At 65.0% G+C, this 25,892-nt stretch carries 21 protein-coding genes; 8 read left to right on the forward strand and 13 right to left on the reverse strand.

Going from position 1 to position 25,892, the window contains the following annotated elements; all coding sequences use genetic code 11:
- Positions 1 to 85: 85 nt before the first annotated feature.
- The 5 genes from hutI (at position 86) to BIWAKO_RS04940 (ending at position 5,970) form a co-directional block, all read left to right on the forward strand.
- Positions 86 to 1,309, forward strand: a complete 1,224-nt coding sequence (gene hutI / locus BIWAKO_RS04920; RefSeq protein ID WP_069877584.1) for an imidazolonepropionase — start codon at positions 86 to 88, stop codon at positions 1,307 to 1,309.
- Positions 1,306 to 2,841 (forward strand): histidine ammonia-lyase, encoded by a 1,536-nt coding sequence (hutH, locus tag BIWAKO_RS04925; protein WP_069877585.1) that lies wholly within the window; start codon positions 1,306 to 1,308, stop codon positions 2,839 to 2,841. Before hutI ends, hutH begins: the two co-directional genes overlap by 4 nt.
- Positions 2,841 to 3,650 (forward strand): N-formylglutamate deformylase, encoded by an 810-nt coding sequence (gene hutG, locus BIWAKO_RS04930; RefSeq protein WP_069877586.1) that lies wholly within the window; start codon positions 2,841 to 2,843, stop codon positions 3,648 to 3,650. Before hutH ends, hutG begins: the two co-directional genes overlap by 1 nt.
- A gap of 62 nt (positions 3,651 to 3,712) precedes the next feature.
- Complete coding sequence (gene hutU / locus BIWAKO_RS04935) at positions 3,713 to 5,380, forward strand: urocanate hydratase (RefSeq protein ID WP_069877587.1); 1,668 nt, start codon at positions 3,713 to 3,715, stop codon at positions 5,378 to 5,380.
- A 2-nt stretch (positions 5,381 to 5,382) separates the two neighbouring features.
- Complete coding sequence (locus BIWAKO_RS04940; RefSeq protein WP_069877588.1) at positions 5,383 to 5,970, forward strand: HutD/Ves family protein; 588 nt, start codon at positions 5,383 to 5,385, stop codon at positions 5,968 to 5,970.
- 19 nt (positions 5,971 to 5,989) lie between these two features.
- Here BIWAKO_RS04940 and BIWAKO_RS04945 read toward each other — a convergent pair whose 3' ends face one another.
- From BIWAKO_RS04945 to BIWAKO_RS04965, 5 genes are all read right to left on the reverse strand, one after another.
- Positions 5,990 to 7,156 (reverse strand): SAM-dependent methyltransferase, encoded by a 1,167-nt coding sequence (locus BIWAKO_RS04945; protein ID WP_084652149.1) that lies wholly within the window; start codon positions 7,154 to 7,156, stop codon positions 5,990 to 5,992.
- A gap of 162 nt (positions 7,157 to 7,318) precedes the next feature.
- On the reverse strand, positions 7,319 to 8,725 hold the full coding sequence (locus tag BIWAKO_RS04950) for a TRAP transporter large permease (protein WP_069877590.1): 1,407 nt from the start codon (positions 8,723 to 8,725) through the stop codon (positions 7,319 to 7,321).
- 3 nt (positions 8,726 to 8,728) lie between these two features.
- On the reverse strand, positions 8,729 to 9,313 hold the full coding sequence (locus tag BIWAKO_RS04955; RefSeq protein WP_069877591.1) for a TRAP transporter small permease: 585 nt from the start codon (positions 9,311 to 9,313) through the stop codon (positions 8,729 to 8,731).
- Positions 9,314 to 9,382: 69 nt separating this feature from the next.
- Positions 9,383 to 10,357, reverse strand: coding sequence for a sialic acid TRAP transporter substrate-binding protein SiaP (locus BIWAKO_RS04960; RefSeq protein ID WP_069877592.1), 975 nt, complete (start codon positions 10,355 to 10,357; stop codon positions 9,383 to 9,385).
- 39 nt (positions 10,358 to 10,396) lie between these two features.
- Positions 10,397 to 11,152, reverse strand: a complete 756-nt coding sequence (locus tag BIWAKO_RS04965) for a FadR/GntR family transcriptional regulator (RefSeq protein ID WP_069877593.1) — start codon at positions 11,150 to 11,152, stop codon at positions 10,397 to 10,399.
- Between the two features lie 351 nt (positions 11,153 to 11,503).
- Here BIWAKO_RS04965 and BIWAKO_RS04970 point away from each other — a divergent pair, with 351 nt between their 5' ends.
- Positions 11,504 to 13,882, forward strand: coding sequence for a multicopper oxidase family protein (locus tag BIWAKO_RS04970; protein ID WP_069877594.1), 2,379 nt, complete (start codon positions 11,504 to 11,506; stop codon positions 13,880 to 13,882).
- A gap of 49 nt (positions 13,883 to 13,931) precedes the next feature.
- Here BIWAKO_RS04970 and BIWAKO_RS04975 read toward each other — a convergent pair whose 3' ends face one another.
- The 4 genes from BIWAKO_RS04975 to BIWAKO_RS04990 are packed head-to-tail and all read right to left on the reverse strand — an operon-like array spanning position 13,932 to position 16,955.
- The gene (locus tag BIWAKO_RS04975; RefSeq protein ID WP_069877595.1) at positions 13,932 to 14,711 is read right to left on the reverse strand and encodes an ABC transporter ATP-binding protein; all 780 of its coding nucleotides are present in this window, start codon (positions 14,709 to 14,711) and stop codon (positions 13,932 to 13,934) included.
- Positions 14,708 to 15,481 (reverse strand): ABC transporter permease, encoded by a 774-nt coding sequence (locus BIWAKO_RS04980; RefSeq protein WP_069877596.1) that lies wholly within the window; start codon positions 15,479 to 15,481, stop codon positions 14,708 to 14,710. The genes BIWAKO_RS04975 and BIWAKO_RS04980 overlap by 4 nt, the downstream gene beginning before the upstream one ends.
- 2 nt (positions 15,482 to 15,483) lie before the next feature.
- Complete coding sequence (locus BIWAKO_RS04985; protein WP_069877597.1) at positions 15,484 to 15,990, reverse strand: mismatch-specific DNA-glycosylase; 507 nt, start codon at positions 15,988 to 15,990, stop codon at positions 15,484 to 15,486.
- A complete protein-coding gene (locus BIWAKO_RS04990) occupies positions 15,987 to 16,955 on the reverse strand; it encodes an ABC transporter substrate-binding protein (protein WP_141739987.1) in 969 nt (322 codons plus the stop codon). Before BIWAKO_RS04990 ends, BIWAKO_RS04985 begins: the two co-directional genes overlap by 4 nt.
- A gap of 238 nt (positions 16,956 to 17,193) precedes the next feature.
- Here BIWAKO_RS04990 and BIWAKO_RS04995 point away from each other — a divergent pair, with 238 nt between their 5' ends.
- Complete coding sequence (locus BIWAKO_RS04995; RefSeq protein ID WP_069877598.1) at positions 17,194 to 18,750, forward strand: acetolactate synthase large subunit; 1,557 nt, start codon at positions 17,194 to 17,196, stop codon at positions 18,748 to 18,750.
- A gap of 106 nt (positions 18,751 to 18,856) precedes the next feature.
- Here the strand turns inward: BIWAKO_RS04995 and BIWAKO_RS05000 are convergent, their stop codons facing one another.
- The 4 genes from BIWAKO_RS05000 to BIWAKO_RS05015 all read right to left on the reverse strand — a co-directional run bounded on the left by BIWAKO_RS05000 (position 18,857) and on the right by BIWAKO_RS05015 (position 24,203).
- A complete protein-coding gene (locus BIWAKO_RS05000) occupies positions 18,857 to 19,900 on the reverse strand; it encodes a histone deacetylase family protein (RefSeq protein WP_069877599.1) in 1,044 nt (347 codons plus the stop codon).
- Between the two features lie 91 nt (positions 19,901 to 19,991).
- On the reverse strand, positions 19,992 to 22,250 hold the full coding sequence (locus tag BIWAKO_RS05005; protein ID WP_176733264.1) for a putative bifunctional diguanylate cyclase/phosphodiesterase: 2,259 nt from the start codon (positions 22,248 to 22,250) through the stop codon (positions 19,992 to 19,994).
- Positions 22,251 to 22,395: 145 nt separating this feature from the next.
- Positions 22,396 to 23,019 carry a TetR/AcrR family transcriptional regulator gene (locus BIWAKO_RS05010; protein ID WP_084651163.1) on the reverse strand — a complete coding sequence of 208 codons (624 nt, stop codon included), beginning with the start codon at positions 23,017 to 23,019 and terminating at the stop codon, positions 22,396 to 22,398.
- On the reverse strand, positions 23,016 to 24,203 hold the full coding sequence (locus tag BIWAKO_RS05015) for an acyl-CoA dehydrogenase family protein (RefSeq protein ID WP_084652151.1): 1,188 nt from the start codon (positions 24,201 to 24,203) through the stop codon (positions 23,016 to 23,018). The genes BIWAKO_RS05010 and BIWAKO_RS05015 overlap by 4 nt, the downstream gene beginning before the upstream one ends.
- 105 nt (positions 24,204 to 24,308) lie before the next feature.
- On the opposite strand from BIWAKO_RS05015, the gene BIWAKO_RS05020 reads away from it, so the two are divergent.
- Positions 24,309 to 25,892 (forward strand): acyl-CoA carboxylase subunit beta, encoded by a 1,584-nt coding sequence (locus BIWAKO_RS05020; protein ID WP_069877601.1) that lies wholly within the window; start codon positions 24,309 to 24,311, stop codon positions 25,890 to 25,892.

A 25,892-nucleotide genomic window follows, 5' to 3' on the forward strand; every position in this document is an offset into this window, starting at 1 on the left:
GATTTGCATATGCAAATGACACTTGCTAATTGCATATGCAATTGTCTAGCATAGTCAGATCGCAAACGAAGTCGAGAGGATGCGGATGGCCGCGGAACCTTCCCACTGCGACAGGATCTGGGTGAATGCCCGCCTCGCAACCATGGCGCCCGACGCCGGCCAGCCCTATGGCGCAGTCGAGGACGGGGTCGTTGCGGCCCGCGACGGCCGCATCATCTTTGCCGGCCCGCGCAGCGAGGCACCAACCCTGAATGCGCGTGAAACGCTCGACTGCGGCGGACGTTGGATCACGCCGGGCCTGATCGATTGCCATACCCATCTCGTCTATGGCGGAGACCGGGCACATGAGTTCGAGCTCAGGCTGCAGGGCGCGAGCTATGAGGAAATCGCACGCGCCGGCGGCGGCATCCTCTCCACCGTCAAGGCGACGCGCGCTGCCAGCGAGGCCGAGCTCTTCGCCAGCGCCGACCGGCGCCTGGGCGCCTTGATCGCTGAAGGCATCACGACCGTCGAAATCAAGTCGGGCTACGGGCTCGAACAGCAGACCGAGCTGAAGCAGCTTGCGGTCGCACGGCAGCTTGGTCGCGAACGGCCTGTCACCGTCCGCACCACCTTCCTTGCCGCCCATGCCGTTCCGCCGGAGTTCACTGGCCGCTCCGGCGACTATGTCGACCAGATCACCGGGCCAATGCTCGATGCGGTGGCCGCGCAGGATCTTGCCGATGCCGTCGACGTGTTCTGCGAGGGCATTGCCTTCTCACCGAGCGAGACGGCGCGGGTCTTTGCCGCAGCCAGGGCCAAGGGGCTGCCGGTCAAGATCCATGCCGAACAGCTCTCCAACCTGGGCGGCGCCGCGCTCGCGGCCGGGCATGGCGCATTGTCGGCCGACCATCTCGAATATCTCGACGAAGCGGGCGTGATCGCCATGGCCCGGTCTGGGACGGTCGCCGTCATCCTGCCGGGCGCCTTCTACTTCCTGCGCGAGACGCAGAAGCCGCCGATCGAGCTGCTGCGCAAGCATGGCGTTGCGATCGCGCTCGCGACGGATGCCAATCCCGGCTCCTCGCCGCTGACCTCGCCGCTGCTGGTCCTCAACATGGCCTGCACGCTCTTCCGGCTGACACCCGAAGAGGCGCTGGCCGGGCTGACGCGCCATGCCGCCAAGGCGCTCGGCCTGCAGGACAAGATCGGCACGCTCGAGGCCGGCAAGCGCTGCGATCTCGCCATCTGGGAGATCGAGCGCCCTGCTGAACTCGCCTACCGCATCGGTTTCAACCCGCTTCACTCCCGCATCTGGAACGGCCAATGACCACGACATTCTCCCTGAGGCCGGGCGACGCCGCCCTCAAACAATGGCGCGCCGTGATTGACGGCGCCGCAGCCAAGCTGGATGGCGCAAGCGCCGCATCGATCGCCGCTGCGCAAGCGATCGTCGACGACATCGTCGCCGCCGGAACCGTGACCTATGGCGTCAATACCGGCTTCGGCAAGCTTGCGAGCGTGCGCATCGCCGATGCCGACCTGGCCACCCTGCAGCGCAACCTGATCCTCTCCCACGCCGTCGGCACCGGGCCTGCCCTGCCGGACCGGATCGTGCGCCTGATCCTCGCCATGAAGGCCGCGAGCCTGGCGCGCGGGGCCTCCGGTGTACGCCCCGTCGTGGTCGAGTCTCTGGTCGGCGCGCTCGCAGCCGACGCGCTCCCGGTCGTTCCCGCCAAGGGTTCGGTCGGCGCTTCCGGCGATCTTGCGCCGCTTGCCCATCTCACCGCGGCGCTGATGGGCGTCGGCGAGATCAGGTTGAAGGGCGAGACCCTTCCCGCAGGGGATGCCTTGGCCCGGATCGGCCAGAAGCCGCTCGAACTTGGGGCCAAGGAAGGTCTAGCGCTGATCAACGGGACGCAGGTCTCGACCGCGATCGCGCTGACGGCGCTCAGCGACATCGCCCGCGTGTTCGATGCCGCGCTGGTCACTGGCGCACTCTCCGTGGATGCGCTGAAGGGCTCCGACACGCCGTTCGACCCGCGCATCCAGGCGCTGCGCGGCCAGCCCGGCCAGATCCGGGTCGCGCAAACATTGCTCGCGCTGATCGCGAAGAGTGAAATCCGCGACAGCCATCGCTTCGGCGATTCCAAGGTCCAGGATCCTTACTCGCTGCGCTGCCAGCCGCAGGTGATGGGGGCCGTGCGGGACCTCCTCGCCAATGCCGCCGCGACGCTTGCGATCGAGGCCAACGCGGTCACCGATAACCCACTGGTGCTGGGGCCGGGCGAAATCGTCTCGGGCGGCAACTTCCACGCCGAGCCCGTCGCCTTCGCCGCCGACATCCTCGCCATGGGGCTGTGCGAGATCGGCAACCTGTCGGAGCGGCGCATGGCACTGCTGGTCGACCCCGTGATGAGCGGCCTGCCTCCGTTCCTGGCCCGCGATGCCGGGCTGAACTCCGGCTTCATGATTGCGCAGGTCACGGCAGCTGCGCTGGCATCGGAGAACAAGCAGAAGGCCTATCCCGCCTCGGTCGACACGATCCCGACCTCGGCCAACCAGGAAGACCATGTCTCGATGGCGACGCATGGCGCCTATCGCCTGCTCGACATGGCCCGCAACGCAGCCAGCATCATCGGCGTCGAGCTGATGGCCGCGGCGGAAGCGATCGAGCATCATCGCCCGATGAAGACGAGCCCGCGGCTGGAGCCGGTGCTGGCCCTGGTCCGGGAGCGTATCGCGCCCCTCGATGCGGACCGCTACCTTGCCCCCGACCTGGCGGCGGCGACCGAGCTGGTGCTCAGCGGCGCGATCAGCGATGCCGCCGGGCTCGACAGCTTCGCGGAGTTCTCGGCGTGATGAACGTGAACCCTTCCGAGATCGTCAGCGTCACGCAAGGCGCCGGTCCGCTGGTCCTGTCGATGCCGCATCCCGGCACTGGCTTGCCGGAGGAGGTGAAGGCGGCGCTGAACGAGACGGGTCGTTCCGTGCCCGACACCGACTGGCATATGCGCCAGCTCTATGCGTTCGCCGAGCGCTTCGCACCGACGATCGTCGAGGCCGGGCTGTCGCGCTATGTCATCGACCTCAACCGCGATCCGTCCGGCGTATCGCTCTACCCCGGACAGGCGACGACGGAGCTGGTGCCGACCACGACCTTCGACGGCGAGCCGATCTGGGCAAAGGCGCCCGACGGGGCCGAGATCGCGCGCCGTCGCGCCGCCTATTTCCAGCCCTATCACGACGCACTCGCAGCCGAGATCGAACGAGCCAAGGCCGTGCATGGTTTCTGCCTGCTCTGGGACTGCCACTCCATCAAGTCGGTCATTCCACGCCTGTTCCCGGGCACGCTGCCGATGCTCAATCTCGGCACCAATTCCGGCGCGAGCTGCGCATCTTCGGTCCAGCACGCGGCCGATGCAGCACTTGCCGGCTCGGGCTTCAGCCATGTCAGCAATGGCCGCTTCAAGGGCGGCTGGATCACCCGCCACTACGGCCAGCCGGCGCGGGATGTGCACGCGATCCAGATGGAAATCTCGCTGAGCGGCTATCTCACCGAGGAGACGCCGCCCTGGCACTTCGACACGCCCAAGGCCGCCCGACTGCAAACCGCCCTCTCCGCCATCATCGAAGCCGCGCTCGATGCGGCCAGAAAGCTGAAACCCTGACCCTGATCGGACGGAAACAACGCATTCCGCATTTCCCGATCACGGTTTGAACGGAGCCATTCATGACCCGCATCGACAATAGCCGCGTCATCCGCAGCCCCAGGGGCAGCGAGCTCTCCGCCAAGAGCTGGCTGACCGAAGCGCCGCTGCGCATGCTGATGAATAATCTCGACCCCGACGTCGCCGAGAAGCCCGGCGAGCTCGTGGTCTATGGCGGCATCGGCCGCGCTGCCCGGACCTGGGAAGATTTCGACCGGATCGTCGGCGCGCTGCGCTCGCTCGAGACCGACGAAACGCTGCTGGTGCAGTCCGGCAAGCCCGTCGGCGTGTTCCGCACCCATGCGGATGCGCCGCGCGTGCTGATCGCCAATTCGAACCTCGTGCCGGCCTACGCGAACTGGGAGCATTTCCACGAGCTCGATAAGGCCGGGCTGATGATGTACGGCCAGATGACCGCGGGGTCCTGGATCTATATCGGCACGCAGGGCATCGTTCAGGGCACTTACGAGACCTTCGTCGAGGTCGGCCGCCAGCATTATGGCGGCAGCCTCAAGGGCAAGTGGATCCTGACCGGCGGTCTCGGCGGCATGGGCGGAGCCCAGCCGCTCGCCGCGACGATGGCCGGGGCCTCGATGATCGCCATCGAGTGCAAGCCCTCCAGCATCGAGTTCAGGCTGCGCACCGGCTATCTCGACGAGAAGGCCGACAGCGTCGACGAGGCGCTGGAGATCATCAATCGCGCCCATGCGGCCGGCAAGGCCGTCTCAGTCGGCGTGCTCGGCAATGCAGCGGAAATCTTCCCCGACATGGTCAGGCGCGGCATCCGTCCGGATGTCGTCACCGACCAGACCTCGGCCCATGACCCGCTGAACGGCTATCTGCCGGCAGGCTGGACACTCGAGCAGTGGGAAGAGCGCAAGGAGCGCGATCCTGCCGGTACGATCGAGGCCGCCAAGAAGTCGATGGCCGTGCATGTCCGCGCCATGCTGGATTTCCAGCAAATGGGCGTGCCGACGCTCGATTACGGCAATAATATCCGCCAGATGGCGAAGGATATGGGCGTCGACAACGCCTTCGATTTCCCCGGCTTCGTCCCGGCCTATATCCGCCCGCTGTTCTGCCGCGGCGTGGGCCCGTTCCGCTGGGCTGCGCTCTCCGGCGATCCGGAGGACATCTATCGGACGGACCAGCGCGTGAAGGAGCTGATGCCGGACGATCACCACCTGCATAACTGGCTCGACATGGCGCGCGAACGCATCAAGTTCCAGGGCCTGCCGGCACGGATCTGCTGGGTCGGCCTCGGCGACCGGCACCGGCTCGGCCTGGCCTTCAACGAGATGGTGGCCAAGGGCGAGCTCAAGGCGCCGGTGGTGATCGGCCGCGACCATCTCGATTCCGGCTCGGTCGCTTCGCCGAATCGCGAGACGGAAGCGATGAAGGACGGTTCGGACGCCGTCTCCGACTGGCCGCTGCTTAACGCGCTGCTCAACACCGCCGGCGGTGCGACCTGGGTCTCGCTTCACCATGGCGGCGGCGTCGGTATGGGCTATTCGCAGCATTCGGGCGTCGTCATCGTCGCCGACGGCACCCCGGAGGCGGCAAAGCGGCTGGAGCGCGTGCTGTGGAACGACCCGGCGACCGGCGTGATGCGTCATGCCGATGCCGGCTATGAAATCGCGATCGACTGCGCCAAGGCGAAGGGCCTGAAGCTGCCGGGCATCCTCGGCTGATCATGCGCATCATCCGCGCCAGCGCGTGCCGCACCATGCCGTGGAAGAACGGCGGCGGCACCACGACGGAGATCGCAGCGCATCCGCCCGGCGCCTCGCTGGACGGCTTCGACTGGCGGATCTCCAAGGCCCATGTCGGGGCGGACGGCCCCTTCTCCGTCTTCTCCGGCATCGACAGGACCTTGTCGGTGCTGACGGGCGAAGGCATCGTCCTCGCCTTCGGCGATGGCGAGAGCAAGCGCCTCGAGCGGTCCACCGAGCCCTATCCGTTCGCGGCCGACAGGCCCGTCGAAGGGCAACTGGTGGACGGGCCGATCGACGACCTCAATGTGATGACCCGGCGCGGTCGCTGGCTGCACAAGGTGACGCGCTTCAGCGGCACCGGCCCGATCCGGCTCGAGATGGCCGGAACGCTCCTGGTGCTCGTTGCCTGCACAGATGGCTGGATGATTGCGTCGCAAGATCACCGGGAGATGCTCGCCACCGGCGACAGTGCCCTGCTCGAATCGGTCGAAGGCGTCGTCCTGACAAATCCTCACGAGGGCGCCGAGATCTTTGCAATCGCGCTGTCGGCCGCTCCGCAAAGCTGAAACGCGGCCGACGCTCCGTTCAAGTCTCCATATAGCCGCGCGTCATCGGCAAGGTGTCGAGCCGCTTGGCGAGCTGGAGCTGGAAGACGACGAGATCGTCATGGCGGAAACTCGCTTCGGATGCGGCGAGATAGAACTCCCACATCCGTGCGAAGCGCTCGTCATACATGGCCACCGCCTCCTTGCGCCGGGCGAGGAAGCGCTCGCGCCAGGCCTTCAGGGTCTCGGCATAGTGAAGGCGAAGCACCTCGACATCGGTGATGATCAGGCCCTCGCGCTCGACTGCGGCCGTGATCTCCGACAAGGCCGGAATATACCCCCCGGGGAAGATGTATTTGGCGATGAAGGGATTCGTCGAGCCCGGCGGTGTGGTGCGGCCGATCGTATGGATGAGTGCGGCGCCGTTCGCTGTGAGCAGTTGCGCAACCTTGCGGAAATAGGTGCGGTAAAAGCCCACGCCGACATGCTCGAACATGCCGACCGAGACGATGCGGTCGAAAGGTTCCCTGAGCGTGCGGTAATCCTGGAACTGGAAATCGACCGGTAGTCCCTCGGCAGCTGCACGCTCCTGCGCGACCGCGAGCTGCTCCCGTGAGAGGGTGATGCCCTTCACCGAGGCACCGGTCTCGCGTGCGATGCTCAGGCCCAGACCGCCCCAGCCTGAGCCGATATCGAGGACACGCTGGCCCGGCGCGATCGCCAGCTTGGAGATGATGCGATGCTTCTTGGCCGCCTGCGCGTCCGCGAGCGAGATATCGGGGCTCGGGAAGAAGGCGCAGGAATACTGCAGGTCGTCGTCGAGGAAGAGCCGAAAGAACTCGGTCCTCAAGTCGTAGTGATGGGCGACGTTGCGTCTCGCCCAGGCCGGATTGTTGTTCTGGGTGATGCGCCTGATCGCGGTGCGGAAACGCGTCAGCGGCCGCGTCCAGGCGGTCAGTTCCTGCCGCGATGCCCCGGCGATCAGCATGTCGAGAAGGTCGTAGAGGCTGCCACGCTCGACGACGACACGCCCGTCCATCACCGCCTCGCCAAGGGCAAGCTCGGGATTGAGCGCCAGCTTCAACTCGGTCGGCCGGTCGAGAATCCGCATCGTCAGCCCCGGATGATTTCCGGCGCCGACAGAGCGTTGAGATCCATCGGCGAACACAATATCGAGCCGGGATTTTCCCACCAGCCGGGACAACATCGATTCAATGAGCGCGCGCAAGGACGTCACTCCCGTCAGCGAACTCCCCTTCACCAAAAAAATGGCAACGGAGCCCCTGCAGTGCAACACCCTCAACCTGGAAGTGCAATGGGGGCCTGACCTTAGTGCATGGCGGCGGAGGCTTGGCTCTGCCGCCACCGACTACCGCAACATCCCCATCGTTCGCGGCAGCCACAGCGTCAACTCGGGAATGAAGGTGATGGCAAAGAGCGCCAGGAAGAGCGGGACCAGCCAGGGCAGGATCGCCATGGTGGTCTGCTCGACAGAGAGTTTCGCCACCCGCGAGAGCACAAAGAGCACCATGCCGAGCGGCGGATGCAGCAAGCCGATCATCAGGTTCAGCGTCATGATCAACCCGAAATGGATCGGGTCGACGCCGAGCTTGAGGGCGATCGGCAGCAGGATCGGCACCACGATGGTGATCGCCGCGATGGTGTCGAGGAAACAGCCGATGAAGAGCAGCAGCAGGTTCACCAGGATCAGGAAGACCCATTTGTTCTGGGTCAGACCAAGGATCAGGTCCGACAGGATCTGCGCCGTGTTCGAGACCGTCAGCAGCCAGGCGAAGATCGAGGCGGCCGTGACGATGAAGAGGACGGACGCGGTCGTCTCGATCGTGTCGAAGGTCGCCTTGGTCAGCGCGCGCAGCGTCATGGAGCGATAGCGGACAAGGCCGAGGAAGAGCGACCAGATCACCGCTGCAGCAGCGGCCTCCGTCGGCGTGAACCAGCCCAGCGTCATGCCGCCGATCAGGATGACCGGCGTCATCAGTGCCATCACCGCCGAGAAGTCGAAGTAGTAGTCGAGCGCCAGCAGGGCGACGAGCGCGAGCCCGATCGCGACATTCTCCGACAGGCCTGCCCAGACGAGCAGATAGGCCAGGACCGGGAAGCCAAGCACGACCAGAACCTCGATCCCGGCCGAGCCGATCTGGCGCAGCGAGAATTTGGCGTCGGACCCCCAGCCGCGCATGCGGGCGAAAACCGCGACCGTGCCCATCATGAACAGCGTCATCACCACGCCGGGAATGACACCGCCAAGGAAGAGTGCCCCGATCGAGGTGTTCGACATCATGCCGTAGATGACGAAGGGCAGTGAAGGCGGAATGATCGGCCCGAGCGTCGCCGAGGCTGCCGTCACGCCGACGGCAACATCCATCGGATAGCCATGGTCCTTCATGGCCTTGATCTCGATCGTGCCGATGCCGGCGGCATCCGCGATCGCCGTGCCCGACATGCCCGAGAAGATCACCGAGCCGATGATGTTGACCTGGGCGAGGCCGCCGCGCATCCAGCCGACAAGCGCGACCGCGAAGGCATAGATGCGGCCGGTGACGCCGGCAATGTTCATCAGATTGCCTGCAAGGATGAAAAACGGCACCGCCAGCAGCGGGAAGCTCTCGACGCCGGCAATCATCCGCTGCGCCATGATGACGTCGGGCACGGTGCCGGAAATGATGATGAAGGCGAGCGAGGCGACGGCCATGGAGATGGCCACCGGCACGCCGAGAATCATCAGGCCGAGGAAGGTTCCGAGCAGGATGAGCATGCCTCAGGCCTCCGAGCCGTCGAACGCCGAAGGCCGTTCCAGTACGGAATAGCCACGTCGTGCATTCTGCCAGGCGACCTGGATCGAGCGCAGCGTCATCAGCGCGAAGGCAATGACGACGGCATTGAAGACGATCGACTTCGGAAACTGGATCGTCGTCATCATCTCATCAGGGATGAGCGACGCATATTTGTACATGAGCCAGGTAGCATAGCCGAAGAAGGCGATCCGCAAGAGATCGACGCCCGTCGACAGGATCCGCCCCATGCCGGGCGACAGGTAGCGGTAGATGAAATCGACCTGGATATGGCGCGAGGCCCGCACGCACATCGAGGCGCCGAGGAAGACGACGACAATCAGCGCGTAGATCGCGATCTCTTCGGTCCAGGCGTAGGAATCGTTCAGGACATAGCGCGTGAAGAACTGCAGCACGACGCAACCGACCATCAGCCAGAAGGCGGCGAGCGTCACCCAGTCCTCGACGCCATAGCCGCTCAGATCGGCAGGCGGCGGCGCCTCGTCGAAGACATGCGCGATCTCCTCGCTGGTGACGGGGATGTGGATCTCCTGCGGGGTCTCGCTCGACATCAACGGCCTCGGCTCGGCGTGAGGACAAAAAAGGGCCGGTCAAAGACCGGCCCGATGCGACGGATCAGATCACTTGATCGCCTGGATGCGCTCCCAGTCGGCCTTGCGGTAGCCGAACTGCTCGAAGCTGACATTCTTCTGTACGGCGGCGAGGAAGTCGGCCTTGTCGATCTCGGTGACCGACAGGCCCTTGTCCTTGAAGACCTGCACGAGCTTGACCTCGTCGGACTGGATCTTCTTGGTCGCACGCTCGGCAGCCTCCTGCGCGACGTCGGTGAAGATCTTGCGGTCTTCCGGCGAGAGCTTGTCCCAGAGCTGCTTGGAAACGACCGTGTTGAGGTGGTCGACGATATGTCCGGTCAGGACGATATGCTTCTGCACCTCGTAGAACTTCTTCGCTTCGATCGTGTTGAGCGGATTCTCCTGTGCCTCGACCGTACCGTTCTGGAGCGCGAGATAGACCTCGGCGAAGGCGATCGGTGTCGTGTTGGCGCCGCAGGCGCGCGGCATGGCGAGGTAGGCCGGCACGTCCGGCACGCGAATCTTCAGCCCCTTCATGTCTGCGCAGGTCTTGATCGGCTTGTTCGAGGTGGTGTGGCGCGTGCCGTAATAGGTGACGGCCAGGATCTGGTGCCCGCTCTTCTCCTGGTAGCCCTTCGCCATCTCCTTGAAGACGTCGCTCTTCACATAGGCGAGGAGGTGGTCCGGGCCGCGGAAGATGAAGGGGTAATAGGTCACGCCGATCGGCGCAAAGGCACGGGCGGCGAAGCTCGAGCCCGAGATGATCATATCGACGGTGCCCAGCGTCAGGCCCTGGTTGATGTCGGTTTCCTTGCCGAGCTGCGAGGCCGGGTAGACCGTGATCTCGTATTTTCCGTTGCTGCGCTTCTTGATCTCGTCCGCAGCCCAGACCGACTCGGTGTGGAACGGCTCGGACGTCTCGTAGACATGCGCCCATTTCAGCTTGGTCTGGGCCTGGGCCGGCGCCCCGGCAAGAACGAGGCCGGCGGCAAAGGCTGCAGCCAGTGTCAAATAGCTCTTCATCAGGTGTCCTCCCATGGACTCGAAGATCGTTGCTTGGCGTCAGTTCTTGCTGGCCAGGCAGGAGTTGACGCTCTCCTGCCCGCTTGAACCCCCTTCGCCGAAACTCTGCGAGAACCGCTCCTGCGAGCAGCGCAGGTGCCGGCGCATCGCCGTGCTCGCCGCCTCTCCCGATCCAGCGGCCAGCGCATCACGGATGACCCGATGCTCGGAGACGGCGGCGCGCCAGGACGTTTCGTTCTCGAAATAGCTCGCGAGTTGCTGGAAATACGGATTGATGCGCTGGTCGAACAACGTACCAACAAGGCGGGCCAGAACGGAGTTCCCCAGGATTCCCGCGATAGCGACATGGAAGGCGCGATCGAGCGCGACGAGTTCGTCGCTCGGCAATCCGGGAGCCTCCATTCCGCGCAGGATTTCATCGAGGCGGGCGAGATCCTCGCCCGTTGCCTGCCCTCCCGCCTCGGCGCAGATCGCGCTCTCCACCAGCTCGCGGGCCTTCAGGACCTCGAAAGGCCCCTCGGGCGCATCATCGGAGACAAGGATGGCGCTGGGAACCGGACGGGGCGGATCGATCACGTAGACGCCGGAGCCCATGCGGATACGCACCCGCCCCTCGACCTCGAGCGCGATCAGCGCCTCGCGCACTGAAGGACGAGAGACGCCGAGCTTTTCCGCGAGTTCCCGCTCAGGTGGCAGGCGTGCGCCAACGGGGAACTCCTGCCGGTCAATGAGATGACGCAGCTGATCGGCGATCTGGCGATAAAGGCGCGGCGACTCGACGGCTTCGAGCGGCACGTGTCACTCCCCGGTCCATCCCCTGCCTCGGCAGCACCGAGGTCAATTTGGCCATGTGGTCAGGCCAATTATGGGGAACGAACCACCATACTGTCGGGCCTGTCAATATGCAGTTGCAGGCAAATCTCCCCGCTGGGCGGTGTCATGCCCCCAGCGTCACGCTCGCACTGGCAAAGCGGCCTCGAAGGAGGTCCTGGCCCAATCCAGCCGAGATGGCTGGGCGCGACCAAGGTCGCAGACTTTAGTTTGCCAATTTGTCCGACCTTCGTCTCTCCACGGTGTCCGACCTCATCGGTATAATCATGCAGGGGGAGTCTATCCGTTCGGCCTTTCGATTGCGGGGAGGCAGGCATGTATCTTCCACGCACGACCACTGGCTTCCGGTTGAAGGACGCAGAGCGCGCTCTGAAGAGCCGGCTCGAGATCAACAAGGCTCTCGCCTTGGGCCAGATCACCAAACGCGATCTGCTGCGCTGGGGATATTTCGCTACCGGCGGGCTTCTGATCGCGAAGAACGGGCTTAGCCGCTTCGTCGGGAGCGCCTATGCCGACAGCCTGCCGCGCAGCCCGACTTTCGGCGCGATCAAGTTCCAGACGCCGATGCCGCGGGCCGAGCTTCAGAGGCCGATCCCCCTGCTGCGCCTGCCGAATAGCGATGCGGCCTGGCAGACGGGTGGAGGCGGCACGGAACTGGCCGCCAGGAACTTCTCGTATCACACCGACTTCACTAACTCCGGAGGCACGGCCTTTCGCAACCCGGTGACCGGCGTCGGGCCGCTCGAAGGACGCCCGCCTGGGGAGTTCTTCGCGCATCAGCGCTGGGAAGAACTCTATCCGAAGCAGGGTTATCTCCTGTCACTCGGACAAGCGCGTCCGGGCGTCTCATTTGGCCAGGGGCTGCCGGACCAGAACGCGAACTCGGTGTGGTCCTTCGGTCCACGGCAACCCGGGCAGTCAGGGAGTGTTTCCGGCCTGCGTACTGGGATAGGGAGACCCGTTCTGATCAAGGCGCGCTATGGCGAGCCGATCCTGACGCGGATCTACAATGATCTGCCAGTAGACAGGGCAACCAATGGCGGCTTCGGGCGGAACGAGAGTTCGGTCCATCTCCACAACGCTCATAACGGCGCCGAGAGCGACGGTGCCTGCAATGCCTTCCATTTTCCGGGGACGTTCTACGACTACCACTGGGCCATGGCCATGGCGCGGCGCGATTTGCCGAGCGTCTGGCCGACGGGCGACCGCGATTTTGCGCGAAAGAGTTCCGGTCCCAATGACGGTGACGGGCTCGTCCAGGTCCCGGGGGACTTCCGGGAAATCCAGGGCAGCCTCTGGTTCCACGATCACCGCTTCTTCTTCACCGCGGACAACGTGTACAAGGGCATGTTTGCTGTCTTCAACGTGTACAGTGGACCAGATCGCGGCAGAGAAGACCTCGATGACGGCATCAACCTGCGCCTGCCGAGCGGTTCGCAGCTCACATGGGGCAATGTCGATTTCGACATCAACCTCGCGATCACGAACCCGGCCTTCGACGCGAACGGGCAACTTCGGTTCGACATCTTCGATACCGATGGCTTCCTGGGCGATATCCTGCTGGTCAACGGCACCTACTACCCGTTTTTCGAGGTGCTGCCGCGACGCTACCGTTTCCGCCTCCTGAATGTCTCCGTCGCGCGGTTCGTCAAACTTGCCCTCGGTGTCAACAAGAGCGCTCGCTTCGCGCAAGCCACCAAAGTTCCGATCTACTTCATTGCCAATGACGGGAACCTGGTTGTCAGTCCGATCGCCCTGACCGAGCTGGACGAGCAAGGCGTTGCGGAGCGCTACGACATCGTCGTCGATTTTTCTGCCTTCGCCCCGGGCGACAGCATCTATCTGGTGAACCTGTTGCAGCAGACCGACGGGCGCAGGCCAGACGGCGCTGTCTCGATCGATAGGGCGCTCAAGGGCGGCAATGATGACCCTTGCGTCGGTCCCTTCCTTGAGTTCCGGGTCGTGAATTCGCTGCAAAGCACCGACAATCCCGGCAAGATCTACAATTCCAACAATCCGCTCGACAAGGATCGCAGCGTCAATTTCACCGACCCCGAATGGCGGTCCGGAGCCAAGACCCTGACCAGCCAGATCCCGATCGTGGCGCCGGTGCGCGAGCGGACCCTGGAATTCGGCAGATCAGGGGGTGGGGACCCCGGGCAGTGCATTCCCGATTGCGGCAATGCCGATTCCTTTCCCTGGACCATCAAGGTCAACGGCCAGGCGGCGCACTCGCTCAACGCCAACCGCATCTCCCTCCTGATCCCGAAGCCCGGCGAAGTCGAACACTGGACCCTCGTCAATGGCGGTGGCGGCTGGGATCATCCGATCCACCTCCATTTCGAGGAGGGCGTCACCATCGACCGCGGCGGCGCTGCCATTCCTGCGACGGAACGGCTGGTGCGCAAGGACGTCTGGCGCCTGCGGCCCTCGGGCAAGGTGAAGTTCCAGGTGCGCTTCGGCGAGTTCGGCGGGGCCTATGTGACCCATTGCCACAATACGACCCATGAGGACTCAGCGATGCTGCTGCGGCTCCAACTCCTGACACCTCCCCCCGGAGATCCCGGTTTCAAGGGCCAGCCGCAATATGTGGTGACACAGACGCCGATACCGACGCCGAACGGCGTTACCTTCAAGCAGCCCGAAATCCTGCCTGAAGGGGATCCACGGACGCCCAAAGTCGCTCGATCCTGACCCCTGCCAGTGCGAGCCACCACGCGGGCTTGCACAGTCGCAGCGCGGGTTAAGCCGCGCTCGCCATCACCTCTGCCCGGATCTCCTCGACCAGCCGCTCCTTGAGCGCGACGAATTCCGGGCTCGTCTTGATCGTGTAGGGCCGCGGATGCGGGAGGTCGACCGGGATGTCCGCCTTGACGCGTCCCGGCCGGGCGCTGATCACCACGACGCGCGAGGCCATGAAGATCGCCTCCTCGACGTCATGGGTGACGAAGAGCACGGTCTTCTGCTCGCGCTCCCAGATGCCGAGCAGCATTTCCTGCATCAGGGCGCGTGTCTGGTTGTCGAGCGCGCCGAAGGGCTCGTCCAGCAACAGGATCTTTGGATCATTGGCGAGGGCACGCGCGATCGCGGTGCGCTGCTGCATGCCGCCCGACAGCTGCTTGGGGAAGTGGCTCTCGAAGCCCTTGAGACCGATGCGTCCAGCCCAGTCGGCGGCGATCCGCAGCCGCTCGGCCTCCGGCACGCCCTTCTCGCGCAGGCCGAAGGCGATGTTCTGCGCCACGGTCAGCCAGGGAAAGAGGGTATAGCTCTGAAAGACGAAACCGCGATCCGCACCGGGCCCTGTCACCGTCTCGCCATCGAGCAGGATACGCCCTTCCGTCGGCGTCTCCAGCCCGCCGATCATGCGCAACAAGGTCGACTTGCCGCAGCCGGAGGGACCGAGAATAGTGATGAAGTCGTTGTCGGAGACGCTGAGCGAGGTCGGCATCAAGGCCCGCGTCGCCTGCCCGCCATGACGCGCAGGGAAGGCTTTTCCGACGTTGTCGATGATGAGCTTGCTCATTTCGCGGCCCAGGGGAAGAGGCGCTGATTGACCGCCTTGAACAGGAAATCCGAGATCAGCCCGATCAGGCCAATGACGATGATACCGAAGATGATCTGCCCGGTGTTCAGCAGCGCCTGGCTGTCGGTGATCATGTGGCCGATGCCGGAGGAGGAGCCGATCAGCTCGGCGACGATGACATAGGTCCAGGCCCAGCCCAGCACCATGCGCAGGATCTCGGCGATCTCGGGCGCAGCATTGGGCAGCAGCACGCGCATCACCACGGAACGGTCGCTGGCGCCCAGCGTGTAGGCTGCATCGACGAGATCGCGCCGGATCGAGCCCACCGCGACGGCGATCATCAGGATGATCTGGAAGACCGAGCCGATGAAGATGACGAGCAGCTTCTGCGTCTCGCCGATGCCGGCCCAGAGGATCAGCAACGGGATGAAGGCCGAGGCCGGCAGGTAGCGCGCGAAGGAGACGAAGGGCTCGAAGAAGGCCTCGATCGGCTTGTAGGCGCCCATCAAGATGCCGAGCGGCAGCGCGACGATGACCGCGAGGATGAAGCCGCCGAGGACACGCCAGATCGTCATGCCGATATCGAACGCGAAGCCGTATTCGACGAGCAGCTTGTAGCCCTCCCCGACCATGGTCAGCGGATCGGCCAGGAAGAGGCGCTGGACATAGCCGCCGAAGGTTGCGACCGACCAGAGCGCAACGAAGAGTACGAAGAAGCCGAGCCCCAGCGCGACGCGGGACGGGACGGAAACGGGCTGAAGCGGCTTCATCGTCAAATCGCCCGCGAACGCCAGGCCGTGGCCAGTTCCTGCCAGGGCTCGACCGACCAGAAGCCCGAGGCCGCGCCGGAGGTCGATGGCAGCACGAAAGTTGCGCAACCCGCGACATCGACCGGCTGGCGGCCATAGCCGATGGCGGCACTGGATTGACCCAGCACGGCCTCGGCCGCCCGCTTGCCGTTGAAGGCGATGAAGGCCGGAGCCGTCGCACGCATCTTCATCAAGAACCCTTCAACATCGAAATGAGCACGAACGAGCGCGGCATCCGGTCCGGAGGTCGCTTTCGCGACGTCGGTGAGACCAAACCCATGGTCGAGCAAATGAGGAAAATCCTCAGGCCTGAATTGCCGGGGAAGAAGGCCGATGGCGTGAAGCACCCACCAGAACTTGTTTCCCGGTCCGGCATAATAGGCGCGCCGCAAGGCTGAGGCGCGCCCGGCCTGAGTGCCGCAAAAGACGATTCCCAGACGTGGCGCAAGCACGTCCGGCAGGATCGTCACATCGCACCGCCCGAGACGAAGCGTGTATCGACCAGCGTGGTGATATCGGGCTTCGACTTGATCAGGCCGATCTCGAGCAGCAGATCGGCCGCCTTGGTGGTGAAGGCCTGCCACTCGCCGGAGAAGAACTTCTTGTTGCCCTCGGCATCCGACCAGCGCAGGTAACCCGCGGATTTGCCGAACTGCTCGCCGGACTGCTTCACGTCGGCTCCCATGATGCCATAGGCCTTGGCCTGATCGGCCTTGATCAGTTCGAGCGCCTCGAAATAGCTCTTGGTCAGCCCCTTCACGGCAGCCTCGTTGCCCGCGATGAAGGCCGGCGTGCAGCCAAAGGTGTCCATCACCATCGGATAATCGAGCGTGGTCGCGATGATCTTGCCGGCATCCGGCTTGTCGCGCACTGCCGAGAGATAGGGCTCATAGGTCATGGCCGCGTCATTCTGGCCCGCGATGAAGGCCTGGGCTGCCGGGCCGGGCTCCATGTTGACGACGGTCACGTCCTTCACCGACATGCCGTTTTCCTTGAGGAACCAGGCAAGCGCGAAATAGGGCGACGTGCCGGGCGCGGAGGCCGCTACCGTCTTGCCCTTCAGATCCTTGATCGAACCGGTCGCGCTGCGCACCGCCATGCCGTCTGCACCATAGCTCTTGTCGAGCTGGAAGAGCTGCTTGGTCTTGATCCCGGCGGCGTCCCAGACGATCCAGGTCTCGACGGTCGTGGCGGCGCACTGGATATCGCCCGAGGCGATGGCGAGGTGACGGTCCTTCTGCGGGATCTTCTTGATCGTCACGTCGAGGCCGTTCTTGGCGAAGATGCCGGCTTCCTTGGCCAGTACCAGCGGCGCGAAACCGGTCCAGCCGGAAATGCCGATCGAAACCTTGGTCTGCGCCTGCGCGCCCGAGGCAGCCAGCAGCGCCGCGAAGCCAAGTCCGGCCGCAGCTCCGATACGCTTCAAACCTGTCATGACGAAACCCTTCCCCTGGTTGATGTCTTTCGCGCCGGTGAGGCCCTAGCCCATCGCCTCATCCGACGCGGGATGCAACCTTCGTTCCAAAGCAGGTTAAATGCATATGCAAATCCGTCAAGGCGGCGATCAGTTTCCTGAACGAAGCTGATAAATTTCTCTTGTTTGACACCGGGCGAGGGTTCCGTTCCCTTCGCACGGCCCTGCGCGCCGCGCATTTCCCAAGAGGTCTTCCAGAATGAACGGCGCCGACCGCCTTTGCGACACCCTCCTCGTCAATGACGTTGATGTCTGCTTTGCCAATCCCGGCACCTCCGAAATGCACTTCGTCGCGGCGCTCGACCGCAAGCCGGAGATGCGCTGCGTGCTTGGCCTGTTCGAGGGCGTGGTGACAGGCGCGGCCGACGGCTATGCGCGCATGGCCGACAAGCCGGCCGCGACGCTGCTGCATTGCGGCCCCGGCATGGCGAACGCCCTTGCCAACATGCACAATGCAAGGCGGGCCTGGACGCCGATGATCAACGTGGTCGGTGATCACGCGACCTATCACCTCGTCCATGACGCGCCGCTGACCAGCGATATCGAAAGCCTGGCCCAGCCGATGTCGCATTTCGTCCGTCGCATCACGACGCCCGAGGATGTCGGCCCGGCGATCGGCGAATCCTATGCCGCCGCGATGTCGCTGCCGGGCGTGACCACCGTGATCCTTCCGGCCGATTGCGCCTGGGGCAGCGTCGAGCCGGCCAAGCTTGCCCCGGTCGCCGTGCCGAAGCTGAAACCGGTCGATATGACGGCTGTGAAGGAGGCCGCGGCCGCCCTGCGCAAGCACGGCAAGCGCGCTGCCCTGATGATGACCAACATGGCCTTGCGCGAAGGCCCGATGGCGATGGCGGCGCGGATCTGCGCCGTCACCGGCGCGCGCGTCTTCGGCCAGATGTCGAATGGCCGCATCGAGCGCGGCGTAGGCCGTGTCGCCCTGCCGAAGGTGCCCTACCCGGTCGATATCGCGCTCGAAGCGCTCAAGGATATCGACTTGCTGATTCTGGTCGGCGCCAAGGTGCCGGTCGGCTTCTTTGCCTATCCCGGCAAGCCCGGCCGCCTGATCCAGGACAGCTGCGCGGTGGTGACGCTCGCCGAGATCGGCGACGACCTGCCGCTCGCGATCGAGGCGCTGGCCGATGAGCTCGGCGCGCGCCAGAGCCAACCAGTCTATGTCGCGGAGCCTCGCAAAGAGGCCACCGCCCTGCCGACCGGCGCACTCGACGCCGACAAGGTCTGCACGATCGTGGCGACGCTCCTGCCCGAGAACAGCATCATCTGCGACGAGTCGGTCTCATCGGGCCGCGTCTTCTACCAGCAGTGCCACAACGCCCCGCAGCACGATTATATCCAGCTCACCGGCGGCGCGATCGGCGAGGGCATTCCGCTCGCGATCGGCGCAGCGGTGGCCTGCCCGGACCGCAAGGTCATCGGCATGCAGGCCGATGGCTCCGGCATGTATACGGTTCAGGGCCTGTGGACGCAGGCGCGCGAGAATCTCGACGTTGTCACGGTGGTCTTCGCCAACCGGACCTATCAGATCCTGCATGGCGAGATGCGCGCCGTTGGCGTCAATGATTTCGGCCGCAACGCCAAGCTGATGCTCAACCTCGACGAGCCGGCGCTCGACTGGGTCTCGATGGCGCGCGGCATGGGCGTCGAAGCAGGCCGTGCGACCACCGCCGAGGAGTTCACCAAGCTGTTCCAGGGCGCGTTGTCCCGGAAGGGGCCGTTCCTGATCGAAGCGGTGATCTGAACTTCGCGGAGGCCGGGCTTGCCCGGCCTCCGCGTCCTTGTTGACCGATAGTGACTTCAAGGCCAGCTGCCCGGCCCTGGGCCGGACAAACACGCGGGCGCCGTTTTCAGGCGCCAAAGCCGGTCAGGAAGCTGTCGAGGCAGCCGCCGATCGCCTCGATCGCATAGCCGCCTTCCTGCACCACCAGGGTCGGCAATCCCATGGCCTTCACCTGCCGGCCGATCGTGCCGAAATCTGAAGCCTCGAGCTTGAGCACGCCGATCGGGTCGTCCTTGTGCGCGTCATAGCCGAGCGCAATGACCAGTGCCTCGGCGCCGAAGTCCCGGATGGCCTCGCCGGCACGATCGACGGTGGCCTCCATCTCGGCGCCCCCCGCGCCATGGGCGAGCGGCAGGTTGATATTGAAGCCCTCGCCCGCACCGTTTCCGCGCTCGTCCGCATAGCCGGTGAAGAAGGGATAGTAGTTCACCGGATCTGCATGGACCGAGATCGTCAGCACGTCCGAGCGGCGGTAGAAGATCTGCTGCGTGCCGTCGCCATGATGCGCATCGACATCAAGGATCGCGACCTTGCCGAACTTGGAGCGCAGGCGCTGGGCCGCAACCGCCGTATTGTTGATGTAGCAGAAGCCGGTGGCGCGGTCCGCGCGGGCATGGTGGCCGGACGGGCGGCAAAGCGCATAGACCGCGCGCTCGCCGGCCAGGACGGCGTCGGCACCTGAGACAGCGGTCTCGGCCGAGCGCAATGTCGAGGTCCAGCAGTGCTCGCCGACCGGCACGGACAGATCGCCGAGGAACCAGCCGAGCTGGCCCATCAGGCCCGTCGGCCGACAAGGCGGACGCATGTCCTCATCGACCCTGCCGCTCCAATAGGGGAAGGTGTTGGGCCATGCCTCGGGACCACGCTCGGGCAGTTGGACCCAGCGCTCCCACAGCGTCTCGAGGAAGCGGACGAATTCCTCGCTGTGCACGGCCAGGATCGGGTCGACGCCGTGAGCGCCGGGGCGCTCTGGCGTGATGCCATGGCGGGCGAGCGCGCCCAGCAATTGCTCCGTGCGTTCCGGCAGGTCCTTCGGCGCGACAACGCGGCCGAAGCGCATGTATTGCTGCGGATCGTGGAGCGACTGGTCCGGGTGATAGAAGGCGCGCATGCGGAAACGGTCCTCGGATTGTTGATCTGCACCATCCCCTCGATGGTGCGCGAGCTTGCAACGACATGCTTAGCAAGCGCCGGGCGCGTGGTCAGGCCGCAGCCACGCCGCCCCGGTCTGCATCCATGGCGGGTTCAACCGGCTGCAGGCCAGACTGCTGGCTCAGCCATGGCACCCTGTTCGCCGGAACCGGGCGGGAGTAGCGATAGCCTTGCGCGAAGTTGCAGCCGCACTGGCGCAGGAAGGCCTCCTGCTGTCGTGTCTCGACCCCCTCCGCGATGAGATCCAGCTTCAGGTCGGCCGCGAGGTTGATGATCGCGCGCACGATCGCAGCATCCTCCCCGCCCTCATCGAGATGGCGGACAAATCCGCGGTCGATCTTGATCACATCGACGGGGAAGCGCCTGAGATGGGTGAGCGACGCATAGCCGGTGCCGAAATCGTCCAGCGCAACGCAGACACCGTTCTCGCGAAGCGTCTTCAGCGCGCGTTCCGCATCGCCGGCGGTGCGGGCGAGGAGCACGGTCTCGGTGACCTCGACGCCGAAGCAGGATGTCGGCACGCCCGCCGCCGCCAGCTGGGCAAGCAGCTTCTGCGAAAACTGCGGATCGCGGAACACCGCCGGCGCGAGATTGACCCAGACGCGCGGGACCGCAATCCCCGTTGCGAGCCAGTTGCTCAGGTCGGCAATCGCCTTGCGCAGGATGACATCGCCGATCGCAGAAGCCGTTTCCGGATCGTCCAACCCATGGACGAACGCGGCAGCCGGCACGATCCCGCGTTCGGGATGGCGCCACCGTGCCAGCGCTTCAAGGCCATCGATGGCACCAGTGACCAGTGAAATCTGCGGTTGATAGAAGGGCAGGATGCGGTCCTGCGTCAGCGCCTCGGCCAACTCACGGCAAATGGCGACGCGCGCGTTCATCGCCTCGCGCATGCCACTGTCATAGACGACGGCCATGTTCCGGCCCAGGGCCTTGGCGCGATAGAGCGCGAGATCGGCATCCTTCATCAGCTCGATCGGCACGCGATCATGCTGTGGCGCCAGCGCGATGCCGAGGCTGGCGCGCGAGGAAATGGCGTGCCCGAGATGGCTGAGCGGGGCACGCAGCGCCGTCAGCAGCCGCTCCGCCTTGGCCTGAGCCTCGGGCACGTCCATCGTCTCGGTCGAGAGCACCACGAATTCGTCACCGCCCAGGCGCGCGACGAGATCTCCGGGGGCAGTGTGGCGCAGGAGGCGCGCGGCTGCCTCGTTCAGCAAGGCATCTCCGGCATCGTGCCCAAGCGTGTCGTTGACCGACTTGAAATCGTCGAGATCGACCAGGAACAGGCTCACGGTCGCGCCATCGCCGAGATCGGCAAGAGCCTCCTGCAGACGCTCATGGAAGAGCAACCGGTTCGGCAGGCCCGTCAGCGCGTCATGCGTCGCTTGCCAACGGACACGCGCTTCGGCGGCCTTGCGCTCGGTGATGTCGACAATGCCGGCGACGATCGTCGAGGACTGGCCCATCGACAAGGAGGTCGCGGTGATCAACGCGTCACGGCTCGTGCCGGATCCGTCGCGGATCGCAACCTCGAACTCGCCGACATGCTCGCCGCGAAGCAATTGCCGGGTCAAGCTGCGCCGGCTTTTCGCATCGACGAAGACATCCGGCACGGCCACCTCGCGCAGATCGCCTCCGGTCCCCTTGCCGAAGAAGCGCAGCGCCGCATCATTGGCCCGGACGAAGCGCCCATCCGCCACCGACGTGACGACAAGCGGGATCGGCACGGCCATGAAGAGGCGCTCGATCATCGCGCGGCTCTCGTCGAGCTCCTCCTTTGCAGCACGCTCGGATTGGGTCGCAGTCCATTCCAGCCGCCTCAGGCGGTTGGCGTGGATCACGACCAGGCCCAACGCGAAGTTCAACATCGCCAACACGAGCACCAACCCGACGAAGGTGCTCGGATACGGGCCCACCCCGAGATAGCCAACCAGCATGAGCACGCTGGTGCAGAAACCGAGGATGAACGTCCAGCGGAAGGATATCGGCGCCACCAGATAGAAGATGGAGGGCAGCAACAGCACGACGAACAGCGCCAGATCGCTGCGAGAGCTGACCAGGAAGGCAACCGCCACGGCGCAACCGACCTCCCACAGGGCGGTCACCGCTTCGGCCTGCTTGAAGCGGGTCGCCCTGCGGATCAGGAGCGCACAGAGAATCGACACCGCCACGACGGCGAAGCGTGCGGACACGGCGACCAGGAAATGTGGCGTCCCGAAGAAGCGCCAGTCGCTGACGAGGAAGAAGGTGTTGAGCAGCGCCGAAATCAGGAAGATCAGCCGGCACTGCCGGAGGGTCTCCGGCAACCGGGCCGCCTGGAAGGTCTCCTCACGGCCAAAATCGCGGAATTCTCCGCCAAATCGGAACAAACTGTCGCGTTGCATACCGGGGGGTTACGCGACGAAGGTCAAAACCGCGTTAAAGCGGCCGGAAATTGCTGCAGTGCAACGGTCAACCCGGCCCGACCAGGCCGCCCCGCGGCGCAATCAAGGCAGCAAATTCGCGTGCCAGTTCTGGGATGTCGAAGCGCCCGGGGCGGTACCAGTCTGTGGAGCCATTGAGGGCGCCGAGCAGGAAGAGGCGCAGCGCCTCCGGCGAACGCTCTGCGGCGATCACATCGGCGCCCTGAAGCTCCGCGATCAGGAAGCGCCAGACGTCCTCATAGGCGCGGCGAACCCTGCGCACGCTGTCCGGCACCGACATCGCGCCGAAGGCAAAGGCCTTGATGCTCGCCGAGGTGTAATCGCCATGGCCATGCAGCGCCGTCAGATGCGCGCGAATCGCGCATTCCAACCGGGCACGCGGCTCGGCCCCCTCGGTTTCCTGCAAAGCGGCAACCACCGCCTCCTGAACGAAGCGAACCCCGTCATTGACGACGGCCTCGACGATCTCCTCCTTCGACGCGAAGTGATAATAGAGGCTGGCCTTGCGGATACCGACCGCCTCGGCGATCTCGCGCAGGGTGGTCTGGTGATATCCGCCCTGGCGCAGCAGGCGCGCAGCCGTGTCGAGGATCAGCCGGCGCGCTCCCCCTTCTACGGCACCGCGCTCCGCCTTGGTCGTCTGAATGCTCACAACCGTTTCGCCACCTCTTCCAGCATGACCTCGGTGGCCCCGCCGCCAATCGACTGGACCCGCGCATCCCGCGTCAGGCGTTCAATGGCGCTTTCGCGCATGAACCCCATGCCGCCATGGAACTGCAGGCAGGCATACATCACCTCGTTGACCAGTTCGCCGCAATACGCCTTGACCATCGAGACCTCGCGCGTGGCCTCAGCGCCCCGGGCGTCGAGCCAGGCGGCATGATAGACGAGCTGGCGCCCCGCCTCGACCTTGGCGGAGAGCATGGCGAGCTTCTGGCGGATGGCCTGCTTTTCCCAGAGCGGAGCCCCGAAGGCCTTTCGAGTGCGGACATAATCCAGCGTGAGATCGAGCGCGGCCTGTGCCTCGCCCATCGCCATCGCGCCGATGACCGTGCGCTCATTCTGGAAGTTGCGCATGATCGCGTAGAAGCCTCGCCCCTCCTGGCCGAGCAGGTTCGCGGCCGGGATGCGGCACTCCTCGAAGACGAGTTCGGCGGTATCGGAAGAGCGCCAGCCGTGCTTGTCGAGCGCGCGCGAGACCCGGAAACCGGGCGTTCCCTTCTCGACCAGGAAGATCGAGACCGATTGCGAGGGCCTGGCCGAGAGATCGGTCTTGGCGGCGACGCAGTAGAGATCCGCATGGACGCCGTTGGTGATGAACATCTTGGCGCCGTTCAGGACGTAGGTTTCGCCCTCGCGCCGCGCCGTGGTGCGGATACCCTTCACATCCGAACCCGCGTCAGGCTCTGTCACCGCCACCGCGCAGATCGTCTTGCCGGCAATGATGTCCGGCATGTAGCGGGCGTGCTGCGCCTTGCTGCCCGCATTGAATACATGGACAGAAGCCATGTCGGTATGGACGAGTGCGGTGATGGCGACGCCGGAGAAAGTGGAGCGGCCGAGCTCCTCGGCAAGGATCACGGTCGCCAGCGTATCCATTTCCGAGCCGCCGAATTCGGCGGGGTAGCGGATGCCGAAGAAGCCGAGTTCGCCCATGCGGCGCAGCACCTCCCGCGGCACGAAACCAGCCTCCTCCCAGGCCAGCGCATGCGGCTTGATCTCGGTATCGACAAAGCGGCGCAGTTGATCGCGCAGCGCCTCGTGCTCCTCGGTGAAATAGGGCGAGCGGCGCAGCTCTTCGTCGGCCGCGGGCCCCGGTCTGTCCACCGCCGTCATTGCACTCTCCCGCTGCTTGACCTCTTGGCGCATATTCGCCTACCTAACGGACGGTAGGTGACTTGATCGACGAGATCAAGGGCGAGCGCCGAGGCGGGAGGAACCATGTCTGCAGGCTCCACGAGCGAAGCGCGCGCAAACGTGCCCCCGCCTCTCACCGAGATGCTCGCCACCCTGCGCGAGCGCCATGCCCTCGTCGCCAATGGCGGCGGTCCCCGAATGCGCGAGCGGCACGAAACGCGCGGCAAAATCATGGTGCGCGAGCGCATCGACCTGCTGCTCGACGCCCAGTCACCCTTCCTCGAACTCTCGCCGCTGGCGGCCTGGGGGCTCTACGGCAACGAGGTGCCCGGCGCCGGCATCGTTACCGGCATCGGCACCGTCTCCGGCCGCGCCTGCATGCTGATCGCCAATGACGCGACGGTGAAGGGCGGCTCGTTCTTCGCCGAGACCGTGCGCAAGCATCTCAGGGCGCAGGAAATCGCCGAGGAGCATCGCCTGCCCTGCCTCTACCTGGTCGATTGCGGCGGAGCCTTCCTGCCGGAACAGGACCGGGTCTTCCCGGACCGCGACCATTTCGGCGGCTCCTTCTACAACCAATGCCGGATGTCGGCGGCCGGCATTTCCCAGATTTCGCTCGTCTTCGGCGGCTGCACCGCTGGCGGCGCTTATATTCCGGCGCTGTCCGACGAAGTGATCATGGTCAGGGGTACCGGGCGTATCCATCTCGGCGGCCCACCGATCGTGAAGGCGGCCATCCACGAGATCGTCGATGGCGAGACCCTGGGCGGGGCCGAGATGCACACCCAGGTCTCTGGGGTCAGCGACCATCTGGTCGCAACGGAAATGGAGGGCCTCGCCAAGCTCCGCGAGATCGTCGGCTCGCTCGGCGAGATCGGCAAGCTCGGCGCAGCACCCTACCCGCCCGTGCCGCCGAAGTTCGATGCGGCCGAGCTCGAGCAGATCGTCCCGACCGACCTGCGCAGACCCTATGATGTGCGTGAGGTGATCGCCCGCATTGTCGATGACAGCAGCTTCAACGCCTTCAAGCCCGACTATGGCGCAACACTCGTCACCGGCTTCGCCCGCATCCACGGCCACCCCGTCGGCATCATCGCCAATAATGGCGTGCTCTTCTCAGAATCGGCGCTGAAGGGCGCCCATTTCATCGAGCTCTGCGACCAGCGACAGATCCCCCTGATCTTCCTGCAGAACATCACCGGCTTCATGGTCGGCACCGCAGCCGAACGCGAGGGCATCGCCAAGCATTCGGCCAAGCTGGTCTATGCCGTCTCGAATGCGCGCGTTCCCAAATACACCGTGCTGATCGGCGGCTCCTATGGCGCCGGTAATTACGGCATGTGTGGGCGCGGCTTCCGGCCACGTTTCCTGTTCTCCTGGCCGAATGCCCGCATCGCCACGATGAGCCCCGAGGTTGCAGCCACCGTCGTCACGGAACTGCGCCGCCAGAGCCTGAAGGGCGCTGCCGACGAGGCAGCGATCGCTGAACTCGATCGCAAGACACGGGCCCAGTTCGAGGAGCAGAGCGACCCGTATTATGCGACTGCACGGCTCTGGGATGACGGGATCATCGAGCCGGCCCAGACGCGCGACGTGCTCGGCCTGTGCCTCTCGCTTGCCGCTGGCGAAGCGCGCGACACCTCCCCTCGCCCCGTCTACCGGATGTGA

This window comes from Bosea sp. BIWAKO-01 (genome assembly GCF_001748145.1).
Lineage (GTDB): Bacteria > Pseudomonadota > Alphaproteobacteria > Rhizobiales > Beijerinckiaceae > Allobosea.